The 16,798-nt window shown below is 35.8% G+C and carries 17 protein-coding genes, 1 riboswitch and 2 other annotated features (1 of these 20 cut by a window edge); of the genes, 1 reads left to right on the top strand and 16 read right to left on the bottom strand.

The window, feature by feature from the left end:
- Nucleotides 1–168 (bottom strand) — a binding site (T-box leader) (it extends 41 nt beyond the left edge of the window).
- 60 nt (nt 169–228) lie between these two features.
- Nucleotides 229–777, top strand: a complete 549-nt coding sequence (locus LN051_RS05165; RefSeq protein WP_229293489.1) for a DNA-3-methyladenine glycosylase I — start codon at nt 229–231, stop codon at nt 775–777.
- A 138-nt stretch (nt 778–915) separates the two neighbouring features.
- Here the strand turns inward: LN051_RS05165 and LN051_RS05160 are convergent, their stop codons facing one another.
- The 16 genes from LN051_RS05160 to LN051_RS05085 all read right to left on the bottom strand — a co-directional run bounded on the left by LN051_RS05160 (nt 916) and on the right by LN051_RS05085 (nt 16,481).
- Complete coding sequence (locus tag LN051_RS05160; RefSeq protein WP_229293488.1) at nt 916–1,995, bottom strand: AbrB family transcriptional regulator; 1,080 nt, start codon at nt 1,993–1,995, stop codon at nt 916–918.
- A 96-nt stretch (nt 1,996–2,091) separates the two neighbouring features.
- The gene (gene hemL, locus LN051_RS05155; protein ID WP_229293487.1) at nt 2,092–3,375 is read right to left on the bottom strand and encodes a glutamate-1-semialdehyde 2,1-aminomutase; all 1,284 of its coding nucleotides are present in this window, start codon (nt 3,373–3,375) and stop codon (nt 2,092–2,094) included.
- A gap of 13 nt (nt 3,376–3,388) precedes the next feature.
- The gene (gene hemB, locus LN051_RS05150; RefSeq protein ID WP_229293486.1) at nt 3,389–4,366 is read right to left on the bottom strand and encodes a porphobilinogen synthase; all 978 of its coding nucleotides are present in this window, start codon (nt 4,364–4,366) and stop codon (nt 3,389–3,391) included.
- Nucleotide 4,367: 1 nt separating this feature from the next.
- Nucleotides 4,368–5,042, bottom strand: a complete 675-nt coding sequence (locus LN051_RS05145; protein WP_229293485.1) for a uroporphyrinogen-III synthase — start codon at nt 5,040–5,042, stop codon at nt 4,368–4,370.
- 9 nt (nt 5,043–5,051) lie between these two features.
- On the bottom strand, nt 5,052–5,978 hold the full coding sequence (hemC, locus tag LN051_RS05140; RefSeq protein WP_229293484.1) for a hydroxymethylbilane synthase: 927 nt from the start codon (nt 5,976–5,978) through the stop codon (nt 5,052–5,054).
- Nucleotides 5,979–5,999: 21 nt separating this feature from the next.
- Nucleotides 6,000–6,836 carry a cytochrome C assembly family protein gene (locus LN051_RS05135; RefSeq protein ID WP_229293483.1) on the bottom strand — a complete coding sequence of 279 codons (837 nt, stop codon included), beginning with the start codon at nt 6,834–6,836 and terminating at the stop codon, nt 6,000–6,002.
- Nucleotides 6,837–6,851: 15 nt separating this feature from the next.
- The gene (hemA, locus tag LN051_RS05130) at nt 6,852–8,192 is read right to left on the bottom strand and encodes a glutamyl-tRNA reductase (RefSeq protein ID WP_229293482.1); all 1,341 of its coding nucleotides are present in this window, start codon (nt 8,190–8,192) and stop codon (nt 6,852–6,854) included.
- Between the two features lie 116 nt (nt 8,193–8,308).
- Nucleotides 8,309–8,902: a ribosome biogenesis GTP-binding protein YihA/YsxC gene (gene yihA, locus LN051_RS05125; protein WP_229293481.1), complete on the bottom strand. Its 594-nt coding sequence runs from the start codon at nt 8,900–8,902 to the stop codon at nt 8,309–8,311.
- A 70-nt stretch (nt 8,903–8,972) separates the two neighbouring features.
- On the bottom strand, nt 8,973–10,235 hold the full coding sequence (gene clpX / locus LN051_RS05120; RefSeq protein ID WP_229293480.1) for an ATP-dependent Clp protease ATP-binding subunit ClpX: 1,263 nt from the start codon (nt 10,233–10,235) through the stop codon (nt 8,973–8,975).
- 199 nt (nt 10,236–10,434) lie between these two features.
- On the bottom strand, nt 10,435–11,748 hold the full coding sequence (tig, locus tag LN051_RS05115) for a trigger factor (RefSeq protein ID WP_229293479.1): 1,314 nt from the start codon (nt 11,746–11,748) through the stop codon (nt 10,435–10,437).
- Between the two features lie 84 nt (nt 11,749–11,832).
- Nucleotides 11,833–12,756 carry a hypothetical protein gene (locus tag LN051_RS05110; RefSeq protein WP_229293478.1) on the bottom strand — a complete coding sequence of 308 codons (924 nt, stop codon included), beginning with the start codon at nt 12,754–12,756 and terminating at the stop codon, nt 11,833–11,835.
- A 9-nt stretch (nt 12,757–12,765) separates the two neighbouring features.
- Nucleotides 12,766–13,377 carry an NUDIX domain-containing protein gene (locus LN051_RS05105; protein WP_229293477.1) on the bottom strand — a complete coding sequence of 204 codons (612 nt, stop codon included), beginning with the start codon at nt 13,375–13,377 and terminating at the stop codon, nt 12,766–12,768.
- Nucleotides 13,378–13,601: 224 nt separating this feature from the next.
- Nucleotides 13,602–13,958, bottom strand: a complete 357-nt coding sequence (gene rplT / locus LN051_RS05100; protein WP_229293476.1) for a 50S ribosomal protein L20 — start codon at nt 13,956–13,958, stop codon at nt 13,602–13,604.
- 57 nt (nt 13,959–14,015) lie between these two features.
- Complete coding sequence (gene rpmI / locus LN051_RS05095; RefSeq protein WP_229293475.1) at nt 14,016–14,216, bottom strand: 50S ribosomal protein L35; 201 nt, start codon at nt 14,214–14,216, stop codon at nt 14,016–14,018.
- Nucleotides 14,204–14,770 (bottom strand): translation initiation factor IF-3, encoded by a 567-nt coding sequence (gene infC / locus LN051_RS05090; protein ID WP_229293474.1) that lies wholly within the window; start codon nt 14,768–14,770, stop codon nt 14,204–14,206. Before infC ends, rpmI begins: the two co-directional genes overlap by 13 nt.
- A 27-nt stretch (nt 14,771–14,797) precedes the next feature.
- Nucleotides 14,798–14,931 (bottom strand) — a sequence feature (ribosomal protein L20 leader region).
- A gap of 41 nt (nt 14,932–14,972) precedes the next feature.
- Nucleotides 14,973–16,481 carry an amino acid permease gene (locus LN051_RS05085; RefSeq protein WP_229293473.1) on the bottom strand — a complete coding sequence of 503 codons (1,509 nt, stop codon included), beginning with the start codon at nt 16,479–16,481 and terminating at the stop codon, nt 14,973–14,975.
- Between the two features lie 125 nt (nt 16,482–16,606).
- A riboswitch (Lysine riboswitch) is annotated at nt 16,607–16,781 on the bottom strand.
- Nucleotides 16,782–16,798: the final 17 nt, after the last annotated feature.

Raw genomic sequence — 16,798 nt, 5'->3', positions numbered from 1 at the left:
TTTTTTCAACTATTGCACTCAAATGATTAACGCTCATGAAACGCTTTGGCTTACTTTAAATGGTTTCAGCCAAAGTTCAAGTGGGCTACCTTCAATAAGGCTTTTATGCATTCACAGCACCATGCACTCTCTAAAAAAAGCGACTTATCTACTCTTCCCAAAGTTATATTTAATTCATACTTATAGTATACTGAATTCAAAATGAAGTCAATATAAGGAGCGATTTTTATGAACCCTTGCGCATTTGGGACAAAGGATCCAACGTATATCGCTTATCACGATAATGTTTGGGGAAAACCATTATATGAGAGCCGTGCACTCTTTGAATTGCTCGCATTAGAATCACAACACGCCGGTCTTTCGTGGCTAACCATATTAAAGAAAAAAGAAAGCTACAAAGAAGCTTTCAAACAATTTAACCCGTATGAAATTGCGAAAATGTCTTCAAAAGATATCGACAATTTGATGACGTTTCCTAATATCATTCATCATAGAAAAAAATTAGAAGCAATTATTGCACAAGCTCAAGGTTATATCGAAATCGAAAAACGTTACGGTAGCTTTAGTGATTTTTTGTGGTCTTACGTTAATCATCAACCTATAGATTTTAAATACAAAACGCCTGAAGAAAGAATCACAGTGAATGCTACAGCAAAAAAGCTCTCAAAAGATTTAAAGCAATTTGGTTTTAAATTTGTTGGTCCAATTACTATCTTTTCTTTTATGGAAGCTTGTGGAATGTATAATAGCCACCTCATTGATTGTCCAAATCGATGAATCGTGTTACTAAATATAAATCGAGACTCGGAGGTAATGCATCATTGTTTTCGGTAACCGACAAACAATGTCCCAAAGTGATTTGCTCCAAGTCTCGATTTTAAAATTAAATAACAAATATAATCTACGCCTAGCACTTTATTTGTTTTCTGAGATAGACTGAATCTTCATCCTATAACTGAGGTAGTAATGGATGAGTGGTGCAATGATAAATAAAATGAAAAAGATTCTAAAAATGTGGTAGCTTGAAATCATTGCCACATCACCGCCAGTCTCTAGTGCTACAAGCACAATTTGACTCATTCCGCCTGGTGCTGCACTTAAAAAAAGCTCATTAATCGAGGCTGTATTAAATAATTTAAGTCCCAACACCATCACAAATGCGCCTAATATTAAGCAAATGTTTTGAAATGCTATAGCTATTGCGATGCGGCCTTTCATGCGATCGAGTAAATGTGCAATTTGGATGCCTACGCGTATCATATATATCATTTGCGCTATTGCAATAATCGGATAATCTACGGTAAATGAAAGGCCTGTCGTAAGGTTCCATATGACTAACACCAAAATAGGCGCTAACAACATCTTCGTTGGAAATTTAATCCATGCCATTAGAGCATAAACAAGCGCAATCCCCACCGTTAGAATGAGAATAGATTGTATTTGTAAAGCTTCTGTTAATGGTTTGGCGTGTTCAATGAAATTGTTATGATCTTGTTTGAAAAAGAATGAAATGAGCGGCACTAAAATGACCACAAAAATAATTCTTGAGGTTTGAGTTAGGCTCACTATAAGAAAGTCTGCTTTTTTATTTTCATCAGCCATCACAAGCATTTGGCTAAGTGCACCTGGTATAACACTTAATAATGCCGTTTCAGTATTTACTTTCGCGATGCGTCTAAAACCAATAGAAACAATTAAAGCTAATCCCAAAAGTAATAAAGTCACTAAGATGATTGAAAGCCAATCATCTTTAATATCATTTATGACTTTGGATGTAAAAGCACAACCAATTTGTACACCTAACATAATTAAACCCAATTCACTCAGTAGTCGAGGCCATTGAACTTCTAATTTCAAACAACGAACTACAATGATACTTGCGATAATGGGACCAAACATCCATGGCAACATCACATTGAAAAATTTCAAACAAAGGCTACAGATTAAGGCCAAAATCAATAATATGATATTGTTCCTTAGATGACCACGAACCATTTTAAACACCGCCAATTAATAAAAGTTTACTTTCGAATTGTTAGTATGAGTCATATTTTAAAAATGCTTTTATCACACTTTATAATGTGTAATTACTTATAAAATACGACTTAAAGCAGTATCAAATGCTTCTAATGTTTTATGAATATCTGCTTTAGTATGTGCAGTAGATAAAAACATTCCTTCAAATTGAGAAGGTGGTAAAAATACCCCTTCTTTAGCCAATTCACGATACATTTGACCGAATAATGCTATATCACTTTCATTTGCTTCTTTAAAATTTGTAACTGGACCTTTATTTAAAAAGAAACCAATCATCGAACCTGCACGGTTGATGACAATAGGCACTTGGTGTTTATCAAATATAGATTTCAAACCATCTTCTAACATGTCGCCTAATTCATTAAAATAATCGTAACTTTCAGGCGTCAACTGGCTTAAAGTCATGTAGCCGCTTGTCATCGCAAGTGGATTTCCTGACAATGTGCCAGCTTGGTAAATGTCGCCACTCGGAGCAATATGATCCATAATCTCTTTTTTACCGCCAAATGCACCTACTGGCAAGCCGCCACCGATAACTTTTCCTAAACATGTCAAATCAGGTGTTACGTTAAAGTAACCTTGTGCACAATGATAACCCACACGAAAGCCTGTCATCACTTCATCAAAAATCAACAAGGCATCATTCTCGGACGTAATCGTTCTTAAGCCTTCAAGAAAACCTTCAACTGGTGGAACAACGCCCATATTTCCAGCTACAGGTTCAACAATAATTGCCGCAATATCTTCGCCGAATTGTTCAAAAGCATATTTAACTGCTTCTATGTCATTGTACGGTACGGTAATTGTATTTTTGGCAGTACCTTCAGGAACACCTGGTGAATCTGGTAAACCTAACGTTGCAACGCCAGAGCCTGCTTTGATAAGTAAAGAATCACTGTGTCCGTGATAATTCCCTTCAAATTTAATAATTTTATTTTTTCCTGTATAACCTCGTGCAAGTCTTAAAGCATCTAACGTTGCTTCTGTACCTGAAGAAACCATTCTTACTTTTTCGATAGAAGGGACACGTTCAATAACAAGTTCAGCCAATCTATTTTCTTCTAAAGTAGAAGCGCCAAAACTTGTTCCGCGTTCAACTACTTCATGAATTGCTTCTATCACTTTAGTATTTCGATGTCCAAGAATTAAAGGACCCCAACTAAGTACATAATCTATATACGCATTGCCATCGATATCATAAATTTTACTCCCTTCGCCACGTTCCATAAATAATGGCGGTGTATCCACAGCTTTAAATGCTCGAACAGGACTATTTACTCCTCCTGGCATTAGCTGTTTGGCAATTTCAAAAGCTTGAGTTGATTTTTCATAACGCATCTCTTTTAGCCCCCTATTGTTTTTCAATATATTTACAAATATCTTTTGCAAAATAAGTAATAATTAAGTCTGCACCTGCGCGCTTCATAGAAATCATTTGTTCCATCACTACTTTTCCCTCATCAATCCAACCATTTAACGCAGCAGCTTTAGTCATACTGTATTCCCCGCTCACATTATAAGCTACAACAGGAATATTCGTATTGTTGCGAACATCACGTATAATATCTAAATAGCTTAGTGCTGGTTTTACAATCATCATGTCTGCCCCTTCTTTGAGGTCGCTTTCTAGTTCGCGTAATGCCTCCAAACGATTAGCCGGATCCATTTGGTATGTCTTTCTATCTCCAAAAGATGGTGTCGATTCTGCAGCATCGCGAAACGGGCCAAAGAAGCTAGACGCATATTTAATACCATAACTCATAATTGGAATATGTGAATATCCAGCTGCATCTAAACCTTGTCTTATCTCTGAAACAAACCCGTCCATCATATTACTTGGGGCAATAATATCTGCGCCTGCTTTCACTTGCGAAACTGCTGTTTTTACAAGTAACGGTAACGTTTTATCGTTGTCTACGTCGTGTGTATGCGCCTCGATTAAACCGCAATGTCCGTGATCTGTATATTCACATAAACAAGTATCCGCAATGACTAAAATGTCATCATACATTTTTTTAGCGATACGTGTCGCTTGTTGAATCACGCCTTCATCAATAAACGCACCAGTCCCACACGCATCTTTCTCATTAGGAATGCCAAAAAATATGAATGAACGAATGCCTAAGTCATATGCTTCTTTTATTTCTTCATGTAATAAATTTAAACTAATTTGATATACATTTGGAAGAGAAGAGATTTCTTTTTTTACGTTATCTCTTTCAACTACAAAAATAGGATAAATTAAGTCTTCTTTTCGTAAATGCGTCTCTCTTACCATTGCTCTCATCGTAGGAGATACACGCAAACGTCTATGTCTATCAAAATTCATTTTATGACCTCTTTTCAACAATTTTTGTGATAATGCTATTTAAAGTTTGTTTATCGGATACAATACAATGATAACCGTATTGTTGTATTGTCTCTTCAGTTTGGCTGCCAATGGCATAATAAAAATCTCGTAAATTCGGTGGCGCTTGTTTAAAAAAAGCATGGGCTGCGGAAGAACTCGCAAAAGTTAACGCATCAATTGTATGATTTTCAATTGCTACGCGTGCTTGTTGTATGGCAGCTTCATTTGGCACCACATCATAAAGGTCAATCTTCACAACATACATACCTTCAGATCGTAACGTCTCTTGAAGTAATGGCCTTGCTTGTAAACTGGATGGAATCAATAACGTATCCTCTTTTTTAAAAGGATGATTTGCTAAAATTCCTTCTTGAGAATAATCATTAGGGCAATAGTCCACCGCTATTCCTAGTCTATTACAAAACATTTTTGTTTTTTCACCAATGACTGCGATGAATCTATACTGCAATCGTTTCAAAAAGGGATAAAAATATTTTACTGCATTTTTTGAAGTAAAAATAAGCCAATCATAACGTGCACTTAACACATGGTCATCAAAGGTTAACGCGACCGTTTTGATAAAAGGGACGTGTTTTATCAGTGCACGTTGATCTTCATATAAATGTGTTTGTGTCATCATTACAACTGGCTTCATTTTAACACCTCAATGGGATTCATTTAAAGCTTGTATAATTTCATTAGCGCCTTGAGATTTAAGCTGGGCACTAACACGCTTACCAAGTTCAATAGGGTCTGTTCCTACGACTTCATGTTCAAAACGTTGTTTGCCGTCAGGTGACATAACTAAACCTTTGAAATGAATTTGGTTATCTTCCATGACCTTTGCATAACCTGCAATAGGAACTTGGCAACTTCCGTCCATATCTTTTAAAAATGTGCGCTCAGCTGTCACACATGCTGCTACACTTTCATTATGGACTTGTTTCAGTAATTCTAATAATGCTGTATCATCTGAACGACATTCAATCCCTAATGCGCCTTGACCAATCGCAGGTACCATTAAATCTTCCTCAAGATAGGTCGTAACAATCTCGTCAGACCAGCCCATTCTTTTTAGACCGGCTGCTGCTAAAATAATTGCATCATAATTTTCTTCGTTTAACTTTCGAATACGTGTATCAATATTTCCGCGTATCCATTTGATTTCTAAGTGTGGGTATTTCGCCAATAATTGTGCACCACGACGTAATGAACTTGTCCCAACAATGCTTCCTGCCTTTAATGCCTCTAATCGAACATGATCTTTAGCGAGATACGCATCAAAAGGTATTTCTCTATCGGGGATGCAACCAAGTGTTAGTCCTTCCGGCAACACGCTAGGAACATCTTTTAAAGAATGGATTGCAAAATCTATATTTTTGTTAAAAAGCTCGTTTTGTATTTCTTTTACAAATAAACCTTTTCCGCCTACTTTTGATAATTGTCGATCAATAATTTGATCGCCTTTTGTAACAATCTCTTTAATTTCTACTTCTAAAGTAGGGTCTATCGCCTTAAGCTTTTCAATAAATTGCTTGCTTTGCGTTAAGGCCAATTGACTGCGTCTAGAACCAATTACTAATTTACGCATGATTCATCCTCCAAAAAAGTTTTATACTCCCGTCCATTGATGAAAGCTAGAAAGCTGCGTCACTAATATAAGATTAATCATACAACATATAAACAATCCTATATTGGCATAAATTAACGCAAGTGATGAAAACTTGCGCATTAATCTTAATGTTATGTAAACCCCATAACAAGCTAATATCAATAGTGAAGAAATGACTTTTAAGTCAAAAAATATATGTCCGCCAAGTGTAATGAGCCCCCATTGAATTCCTAATACAACACTCACAAAGAGCAACATTACACCGACAAACGAACTGTAAAAAACACCTTTTTCAAGCGTTGCTACACTACCTATTCTAAAATAATCTTGATTAAAGCGTTTTTCTTTAAGATTACGAAATTGGATTAAATACAAAATAGCGTTGACACAAGCAATGGCAAAAAGGACATAGCTCAGTAATGCAAATGAAATATGGAAAATCAATAATTCATTAATTGCATTTAAACGAGTGCCATCAAGCCGAAATTGGTTAGGATGAAATGTATGCACCGCCATAAACATAAAACCTAAAAAGTTCAAAAGTACAATCATATAATCGGAAATTCTAAAAACTGAAAAAATGAATGTAATTGTCAATATTAACCACGTTAAAATATAGAAACTCTCAATAATCGAAGTTAATGGTAATTGCCCCATCCAAAATATATAAAGTACTAATGAAATGGTTTGAAGTACCCATGCAAAACCTAAAGTATAAAATCCTATATTTTGAAACTTGCTATTTTTTTGTAATAAATCAAGTGTTAGACATAACACGCTAATCAAGTAAATAACAAAGATAAATTCATGAAAACGTATAAAAAACGCTTCTTCCATAGCATCACCAATTCTTTAATTATCTAAAAGGAAAAATCTTTGTTTGAGTACATGTCTCTTTTTTTCTGCTGCTTCAACTTTGTAATCTGTCGTCACATTTAAATTAAAAATATCTTTAAATAATGCTAATTTTTCTTCGGAATATTTATCATCACTAATTTCTTTTGCTTGCTTTATTGGGTCTTTAAGCATTTGATTAATAATACTTTTAGTATGTTTAGAAATGACTTTGCGTTCACGTTCTGTTAAATTTGGTAATTTGCGGTCAATACTGACCATTGTTTCTTCTTGAATGGCCATCGCTTTTTCACGCAAAGCACGAATAACAGGCACTACGCCTAACATTTTTACCCATTCATTATGTTTCTGAATTTCTGAAGGAATGCGCTCAGCAATTAACTGTGCAGCTTTTTTGCGTTCTCTCATGTTAGCATCTACAAGCCCTTTTAAATCATCCACATCATAAATAAACACATTAGCATCTACGGTATCACATGGTTCAATATCTCTTGGTACAGCAATATCAATTAGCACTTGTTGATTTGTTTTATTTACCGAATGTGTCAATTCAAGAAGCGCACTTGTAATGACAAAACCTTGGGCACTTGTCGCACTTATCACAATATCCGCTTGGGACAAAAAGTGTGGTAACGCTTCAAAGTCGCCAACAGTGATTTCATGTTTTGAAGCTAGTACTTTTGCACGTTCAAACGTACGATTAACCACAGTGATATCTGAAACACCGGCGCCTTTTAAATTCATAATAGCAAGTTCAGCCATTTCACCTGCACCAATAACTAAAGCATTTCGACGTTGAAGCTTTCCATATACTTTTTTAGCTAGCTCCACAGCAGCATATGAGACACTCGTCGCATGATCTGCGATATCTGTTTCGTGATGTGCTTTTTTACTAAATGTGATCGCTTGTTTAAACAATTCATTGAAAATGATACCCGTTGTTTCTGCATTTTGCGCCGTTAAAAAGGCATCGCGAATTTGACCTAAAATTTGAGTCTCACCTAATACAATAGAGTCAAGTCCAGAAGTTACTCTAAAAAGGTGTTCGACAGCCTCGTTTTCAACTTTTACATCTGTAAATTGTTTAATTTCTTCCACATCAAAGTTAAACTCGCGCGCTAAAAATCGTTGAACATAATAACGCCCTGTATGAATTTGATCCACAACCGCATAGACTTCTGTACGGTTGCATGTTGATACAATTACATTTTCTAATATTGACTTTGTTTCAAATAATGTTTCATGTACGCGCCCCATATCCGCGTTATTGAAACTTAATTTTTCTCTTAATGATACGTCCGCAGTGTGATGATTCACACTTACTGAAATAATATGCATGATAACGCCCCCGTTATTTCTACAATACCCAAATTATAACATACATTAAAGTCATTCTAATTAAAATCGTTTTATTTTATAATTCAATCAATGATGATGTCAAGATTTTGACAAACTTACGCGTCAATATATTGCGCTATAGCTTCCCATATCACATGTTGCTTTGTTTTTTGTAAGGAAGAATAGCTTATAATTTGATCTCCTTCTTCAACTTCAAGCTTTTCTTTAATCATTTTAATATGTTTTTGAACTTTCCCTTTAGGAATTTTATCTTCTTTAGTTGCAATAATAAGCGTAGGGATCTCATAATATTTGAGAAAATCATACATTAATACATCGTCTTCTGTAGGTGGATGTCTAAGATCTACTAATTGAATTACTAACTTTAACGCTTCTCGTTGTGTAATGTATGTTTCAATCATTTTTCCAAAAGCTTCTCGTTGTTTTTTGCTTACTTTAGCGTAACCGTAACCAGGTACATCTACAAAAATGAGCTGGTGATCAATATCAAAGAAGTTGAGCGTTTGCGTTTTACCTGGCTGTTGTGACGTTCTTGCCATATTTTTTCGCCCTATCATACTATTAATAAAGGTCGATTTCCCTACATTAGAACGTCCGCTTAGCGCAACTTCGGGCAAACCTGACTCTGGATATTGGTCCGGTTTTACAGCGCTAATTAAAATATCTACATTGTTCGGATTAATGTTCATGTCTTCACCTCAATAAAAAGACCTAAGTTGAATCGTTACATTCAGCTTAGGCCCTTATTAATGCCTATCGTTATGCAGAAGTTTTTTTATCGTTTAATAAGTTTCCTTCTGAATCATATAAATCAGGCTCTGTTTCATTTATAATCGTTTCTTTTGTAATGACGATTTTTGCTACGTTTTCAGTCGACGGGACGTCAAACATAATATCAATCAATGCTTCTTCAATGATAGAACGTAGACCACGCGCACCTGTTTTACGTTCAATCGCTTTTTCACTAATTGCATTTAAAGCTTCTTCAGTGAATTCAAGTGCGACATCATCAAGTTCTAACATTTTTGTATATTGTTTGACAAGCGCATTTTTAGGCTGCGTTAAAATGTTTTTTAGCGCCTCGACATCTAGCGTTTCTAAATTCGCTACAATTGGCACACGTCCAATAAACTCAGGAATTAAACCGTACGTTTGTAAATCTTCAGGACGAATGTGCTCCAATAATGAAGCCTCATCATAGTTAGAAGCTTCACTACTTGCGAAACCAATCACTTTTTCACCTAGACGACGTTTAATGACTTCTTCGATACCGTCAAAAGCGCCACCAAGGATGAATAAAATGTTAGTCGTATCTATTTGAATGAATTCTTGGTTAGGATGCTTACGTCCACCTTGAGGCGGCACACTAGCTGTTGTACCTTCTAAAATTTTAAGTAGTGCTTGTTGAACCCCTTCACCTGAAACATCACGTGTAATAGACGTATTTTCTGATTTACGTGCAATTTTATCGATTTCATCGACATAGATAATGCCTTTTTCCGCTTTATCAATGTCAAAATCAGCTGCTTGAATTAAGCGTAGTAAAATGTTTTCAACATCTTCACCGACATATCCAGCTTCAGTTAAGCTCGTTGCATCTGCAATAGCAAACGGTACATTAAGTGTACGTGCTAAAGTTTGAGCTAATAACGTCTTACCACTACCCGTAGGTCCAATCAATGCGACATTACTCTTTTGTAATTCGACATCATCGTCTTTAGGTCCAAGTTGTTTCACACGTTTGTAATGATTATAGACTGCGACAGCTAATGATTTTTTAGCTTTATCTTGGCCGATAACATAGCTGTTTAGTTGTTCCATTATTTCTTTTGGTGTAGGTAATTCTGTAAGTTCTTCTGCGTCGCTTTGACTCAATTCTTCTTCAACAATCTCAGAGCAGAGCTCGATACATTCATTACAAATATACACGCCACTTCCTGCTACAAGCTTTTTGACTTGATCTTGATCTTTACCACAGAAAGAACATTTTAAGTTTTCTTCATCTTCATTGAATTTAAACATAATTTATTACACCCCTGTTCTTCTATGACTATACTAAAAAGCATTCTATTACGCAAATAGAGCAACTTTCAAGTGATTTGCATAAAATAAAGATAGGAGTGAGTGCGTGAAACCTGTGTGCTTCTTGGCTTCCATCACTCACCCCCGCAACTATTAATTTATCTCATTGTGTCTTTTATTAAAGCTTTAAGAGACGCGCTTATTTTTCGCTGTCTTCTTTTTTAGGTGCATCAACAAGTTTCGCTTCTTTAACTAACAAGTCAATTACTTTTTTCACACGTACATCGTTTTTAACGATGTCTGTATTACCTAATGTAGCCTTAATGTCATCTACAGAAATTCCGAATTGTGAACTCATTGTTTCAAGCTCTTTTTCAACGTCCTCATCAGTTGCTTCGATATTCTCTGCATCTGCGATAGCTGCTAATGTTAAGTTAGTTTTAACACGTTGCTCAGCGTCTTCTTTCATTTGACCACGTAAATCTTCTTCTGATTGACCAGAAATTTGGAAGTACGTTTCAAGGTTTAAACCTTGTTGTTGTAAACGTTGCGCAAACTCTTGAACCATGCGGTCTTCTTCAGTTTTGATCATCGCTTGAGGAATATCTACTTTTGCATGATCTGTCGCTTTAACAATTGCTTCTTCTTTTTGCGCATTTTCAGCTTCAGTTGCTTTGCTTTCCGCAAGTTGCTTGCGTAAGTTTTCTTTATATTCATCAACTGTGTTTGCTTCTGAATCAAGTTCATTTGCAAGCTCATCGTCTAATTCTGGTACTTCTTTAGTTTTGATTTCGTTAATTTTAGTTTTGAATGTCGCTGGTTGACCTGCTAATTCTTCAGCATGGTATTCCTCTGGGAATGTGACTTCTACATCTTTTTCTTCTCCAACTTGTAAACCTACAAGTTGCTCTTCAAAACCAGGGATAAACATACCTGAACCAATTTCTAAGTCGTAACCATCTGCTTGGCCACCTTCAAATTGTTCACCGTCAACATAACCATCGAAGTCGAGGTTTACAGTATCGCCTTCTTCAACTTTACCGTCTTCTTTAACAACCATGTCTGCCATCGCTTCTAAACGTTGTTTGATTGTTTCTTCAACTTCTTCGTCTGTTAATTCAGTGTCTTGTTTTTCAATTTCTAAACCTTTATAGTCACCTAATTCAACTTCAGGCTCAACCGTTACTGTCGCATCAAATTTGAATTCTTTGCCTTTTTCAATTTGAGTTACTTCAATTTCTGGTTGGTCTACAGGATTAATACCTGCTTCTTCAACTGCATTGCTATATGCTTTAGGTAGTAAAATATCAACTGCATCTTGATATAAAGCTTCTACGCCAAAACGTTGTTCGAAGATTGGACGCGGTACTTTACCTTTACGGAAACCAGGTACGTTAATTTGCTTTACTACTTTTTTAAAAGCTTGATCTAATGCTTTATCTACTTCTTTAGCAGGAACAGTTACTTGTAATAACCCTTCGTTGCCTTCTTTCTTTTCCCAAGTTGCTGTCATGTGTATAAACCTCCATGATATCCTTTTAAAATTTTTCAACTTCTTCATTATAGCATATGTTGATGTCGTGATAAACCCAAGCGCCTAGGTATTTAACATTTTTATGAATTCTACTATTGAACTTATTTCATCATTTTGAGATGAAGATTCACCAGTTAACGATTTAAAATACACTTGATATGCAAGTAACCACTGATCCATCGTTGCTACCGAACGAATATCGAAAGGATACAATGCGATATTATGTGTATTGAGATGAATATACGCTTCAGATACTAATGAAGGCATTTCTTTTTCTAGCCAGTCTATCAACTGTGGCACAAGTTCAATTTTAAACTGAGAATGCGAAACACCTGAAAGCGCACTCGGTTTAACATCTGTCTTTAATCCAAATTTTTCAATATGAACGGTTTGATTATATCGAGCAAACGTTAAATATTCAACAATTAAACTTACAATACGGTGATTTAAGGCTTCATAATTGAGATAATGTGCAAATGTTTCACCATATTGGTAAGCATTGTCGTCGATTAAGTTTAAGAGTAACTTTGTCTGCTCGCCTGTGTTTAATTCAAAAAACTTTTGTAATTGATGTTGCATAAAATCTTTACGCTTATTAAGTTCAGCATTGGCTTTATCACGTAGCGGTAAAAAAACGAGACGTGTTTGATGTGCTTTTACTTCATCAATGACTTGATCAATGACTTCCACTACAGAGCGATATTGTTTTAATTTAAAAAGGCTTTTCACGTAATAAATCATGAGCGTGTCGTATGGTTGAAAGCCTTGAGACATGAGGATATTAGCTTCTTCTTTTAATTCTAAATAAGATTCTAATTCCCATAATGTTTCGCACTTTAATAGCGCTAACGTTGACGTCAATTCAAATGCTTTCTCATACTCTAAAAACAAGTCATATACTGTATTATATTGATTTTGCTCAAAAGCGTGTACGATATCTTTTTCTAACTTCTCTTTTCTTTTAGGGAACGGGATGATTTCAGTCATTTCAATCACCTATTTCATTTCTTTTAAAATAAGCGCACTCCAAGATTCGAACTGTTCTAAATCAGTAATCGTATTCAAAGCTCTCCATTCAATTTTCAATGTATCCGTTTCTTTCGCTTCAATTTCATTAGCGTCCACCTTAATTTTGAACACAACGCCAATGTGGACTTTGCCCACTTCATTCGTATCATCATTGATAAATCCAACATGCTCTAATGCATTGGCATCGGATACGACTAAGCCTACCTCTTCTTCAAGCTCTCGACTTGCATTAACAGTAATTAATGCCTCGATGGATTGTGCATCAGGAACATCATTCATATGCCCGCCAACACCTATTGAACCTTGGCCATGTAAACGTGCTTCTCCTCCACCAGTTAAACGCTCATAGACGAGTATTTCACCGTTTTCATTTTCAAGTAAACAATACGATATCAATTGCTTAAAAGATGGATCTTCCTCCATATCTCCGCGGCGTTTAATTTCATATTCATTTAATGCTTTAAAAATTTGTGCACTTTTTGAATCGTCTTTAGATATAAATCCATTGAATGTGTTGGTTTCATTGTCAAACAGTAATTGACGTTTGACTACTGCGATTTGCTCATCAAATTTAGACATGATTGGCTCCTTTTTGATTGTTTTCTTAATCGTATCAAAAATTCATTACTACGCAAAGAAATATCCCGATTTACTACGCTGTCAATCGGTAAAATACATTTTGACTTTCTAAGGGTAGTGCGGTTATTTTCAAAGTGCTATATTAAAGTGTTTAAAAACAAAAAACAAACGCTTTTCACTTAAAAAATGCACTCTTAATTCGTGATAAGCGTTTGTTAATTATATTATTTTAAAGCGTCTTTCGCTTTAGCTACTAATTCACCGAAAGCTTTGTCATCTGAAATCGCGATTTCAGAAAGCATTTTACGGTTAATATCGATACCAGCAGTTTTTAAGCCGTTCATTAAACGAGAGTAGCTAATGTCATGTTGACGTGCAGCAGCGTTAATACGTGTAATCCATAATTTACGGAAGTCACGTTTTCTTTGACGACGGTCACGGAATGAATATTGACCTGATTTCATCACTTGTTGTTTTGCTACTTTATATAATGTACTTTTTGCACCGAAGTAACCTTTTGCTAATTTGATCGTCTTTTTACGACGCGCTCTTGTTACTGTTCCACCTTTAACACGTGGCATAATAAATTCCTCCTTTTGTCTCTTGGGGTATGCATCTCATACCATTTAAAATATGTCTTATTTAACGTATGTTAATAATTGGCTTACGCGTTTTGCATCGCTTTTAGATACTAATGATGCTTTACGTAATTGGCGTTTTTGTTTCGTTGATTTGTTTGCGAATAAGTGAGAAGTGTAAGCTCTAGAACGCTTTAATTGACCAGATCCAGTTCTTTTAACACGTTTCGCTGCTCCGCGATGAGTTTTCATTTTAGGCATAGTGAGTTCCTCCTATTAATCGTTGTTTTTTTTTCGTTAATTGGGGCTAACATAAGAAACATTTGACGGCCTTCCATTTTAGCCTTTTGTTCAACAGAAGCAATGTCTTTACATTCATCTGCAAACTTTTCTAAAACGCGTTGTCCAATTTCTTTATGCGTAATTGCACGCCCTCTGAAACGAATAGAAACTTTAACTTTATCACCTTTAGATAAGAATTTACGTCCGTTTTTAAGTTTTGTATTGAAGTCATGTTCTTCAATTGTAGGACTTAAACGGATTTCTTTCACGTTGATAATTTTTTGTTTCTTTTTCATTTCTTTTTCTTTCTTTTGTTGCTCAAATTTGTACTTACCATAGTCCATAATACGAGCAACAGGCGGTTTCGCATTAGGTGCCACAACAACAACATCTAAGCCTAGACGTTCTGCCATTTCTAATGCTTCATTTTTGGTTTTCACACCAATTTGGTCACCGTTTTGACCGATAACACGTAATTCTTTTGCGCGAATCTTTTCATTAACTTGCGTTTGATCCTTAGCTATGGTTGACACCTCCAATAGTTTTACGAATGGTCCAAGTACAAAAAAGAAGCGAGGACACACAGTGTCCCCGCTTCTTCAATCACATGAACTTTCAATCACATGTTTTCGTTTACCTGCCAACAGCCTTTTGCGTCGCTACAGGTGAGAAGCGGGTGCTTCTACTTGGTCCGTTTCGTAATCAACAGAATTAACTATACCAAGTTGTTACGAATTAGTCAACATGTTTCTGAAAGTTTTTTTCTTTAGTTGTCACTGAAGGATCTAAGTTAACCTCTTTCAAAGGAATTAATTTCGTTTTATATCTTAACTTATGGTAAATAAAGAAGCCTAAAAATACCGGAATACCCATATACGTAATTAAAAAGCGATTAAAATCAAACTGACCACTTTGAATAAAATCAACATCTTGTCCAATAATAACAACGATACATAGTACACCTGCTAAAATCGGACCGAATGGGAATAATTTCGCTTTATAAACTAATTTGTCTTTATCGTAATTTTGAGCCTCAAAAGCTTTCCTAAAACGGTAATGGCTAATTGCAATACCGACCCAAGCGATGAATCCAGTCAAACCACTTGCTGCTACGATGTATTCATATGCGTTACCACTCAAATGTTGCACTGCAAAAATAAAAACTACAACGGCTGCTGTTGCAAGCATTGATACAATAGGTGTACCATTTTTATTTGTGCTTCCAAAAACACGTGCTGCAAGACGGTCTTTACTCATTGAATAAAGCATACGCGTACTTGCATACATACCCGAGTTCCCCGCTGAAAGTACTGAAGTGAGGATGACCGCATTCATAAATGAGGCTGCAAATGCTAAACCTGCATTTTTAAATACTAACGTAAAAGGTGACGTTGCAATGTCATTTTTTCCACCCATTAGCGCTGGATTGTCATAAGGAATCAACATACCAATGATGAAGATCGCAAAAACATAAAATAACAATATACGCCAGAAAACTTGTTTGATCGCTTTAGGTACAGCACGTTGAGGGTTTTCAGATTCTCCTGCAGTAATCCCTACTAATTCCGTACCTTGGAATGAGAAACCTGCAATTAAGAAAACACCAAAAATAGCAAGTAAACTTCCGCCCAAACTATCTCCTAAAATTGGAGCATCACCTTTAGTAAACGTATCAAAACCTACAGCTGGTCCGCCCATAATACCAAAAATTGTTAATAATCCAACGATAATGAAAATAATAACTGTTGCTACTTTAATAAAAGCAAACCAATATTCACTTTCACCATAAACTTTTACAGATAGTGCATTCAAACTAAAAATCACACACATAAATAGGCAACTCCAAGCCCAAGCTGGTAAAAATTGTAAAGGTGCCCAATATTGAATCACTTGCGCTGCAATAGTCACATCAGCCGCAACAGTAATCACCCAGTTGAACCAGTAATTCCAACCTAACGCAAACCCTAGTGACGGATCTACAAAACGTGTTGCGTACGTACTAAATGACCCTGAGACAGGTAGATAAGTGGCCATTTCTCCTAATGATGTCATTAAGAAAAACACCATGATACCAATGATGGAATAACCGAGTAGTGCCCCCAGCGGGCCAGCGTCTCCAATGGCACCGCCTGACGTCATAAATAACCCTGTCCCAATTGCTCCACCGATGGCAATCATCGAAATATGTCGATCTTTAAGTTGTCTTTGAACAGTGTTGTCTTTTTCCGAATGAACCTGATTCATAAACATTATCCTTTCTTATTACTTAGAGGTAAGTGTAACAACTGCCCGATTCTAACTATTAACATTAAATATCGTTAAAAAAAGACAAAGCTCGCACCTAGGATGCAACCTTTGTCTTTTTTCATAACATAGATAGCACACCACTATTGTGACAGTCTGGCCCCTATTCGAAAACCAGCCCAATAAAAAGTATTCATGGTGTACTTTTTACTTCGGCGTCTTTACCTTTAATTTGTGCAACATATGTCCCATTCAACTTCTGACAAACGACTCTTTAAAGACGCAACCTCTAACTAAATTCGTATTTACTTTTAATT

This window comes from Staphylococcus ratti, assembly GCF_020883535.1.
GTDB classification, from domain to species: domain Bacteria; phylum Bacillota; class Bacilli; order Staphylococcales; family Staphylococcaceae; genus Staphylococcus; species Staphylococcus ratti.
This window is presented reverse-complemented; position numbering and strand designations above follow the sequence as displayed.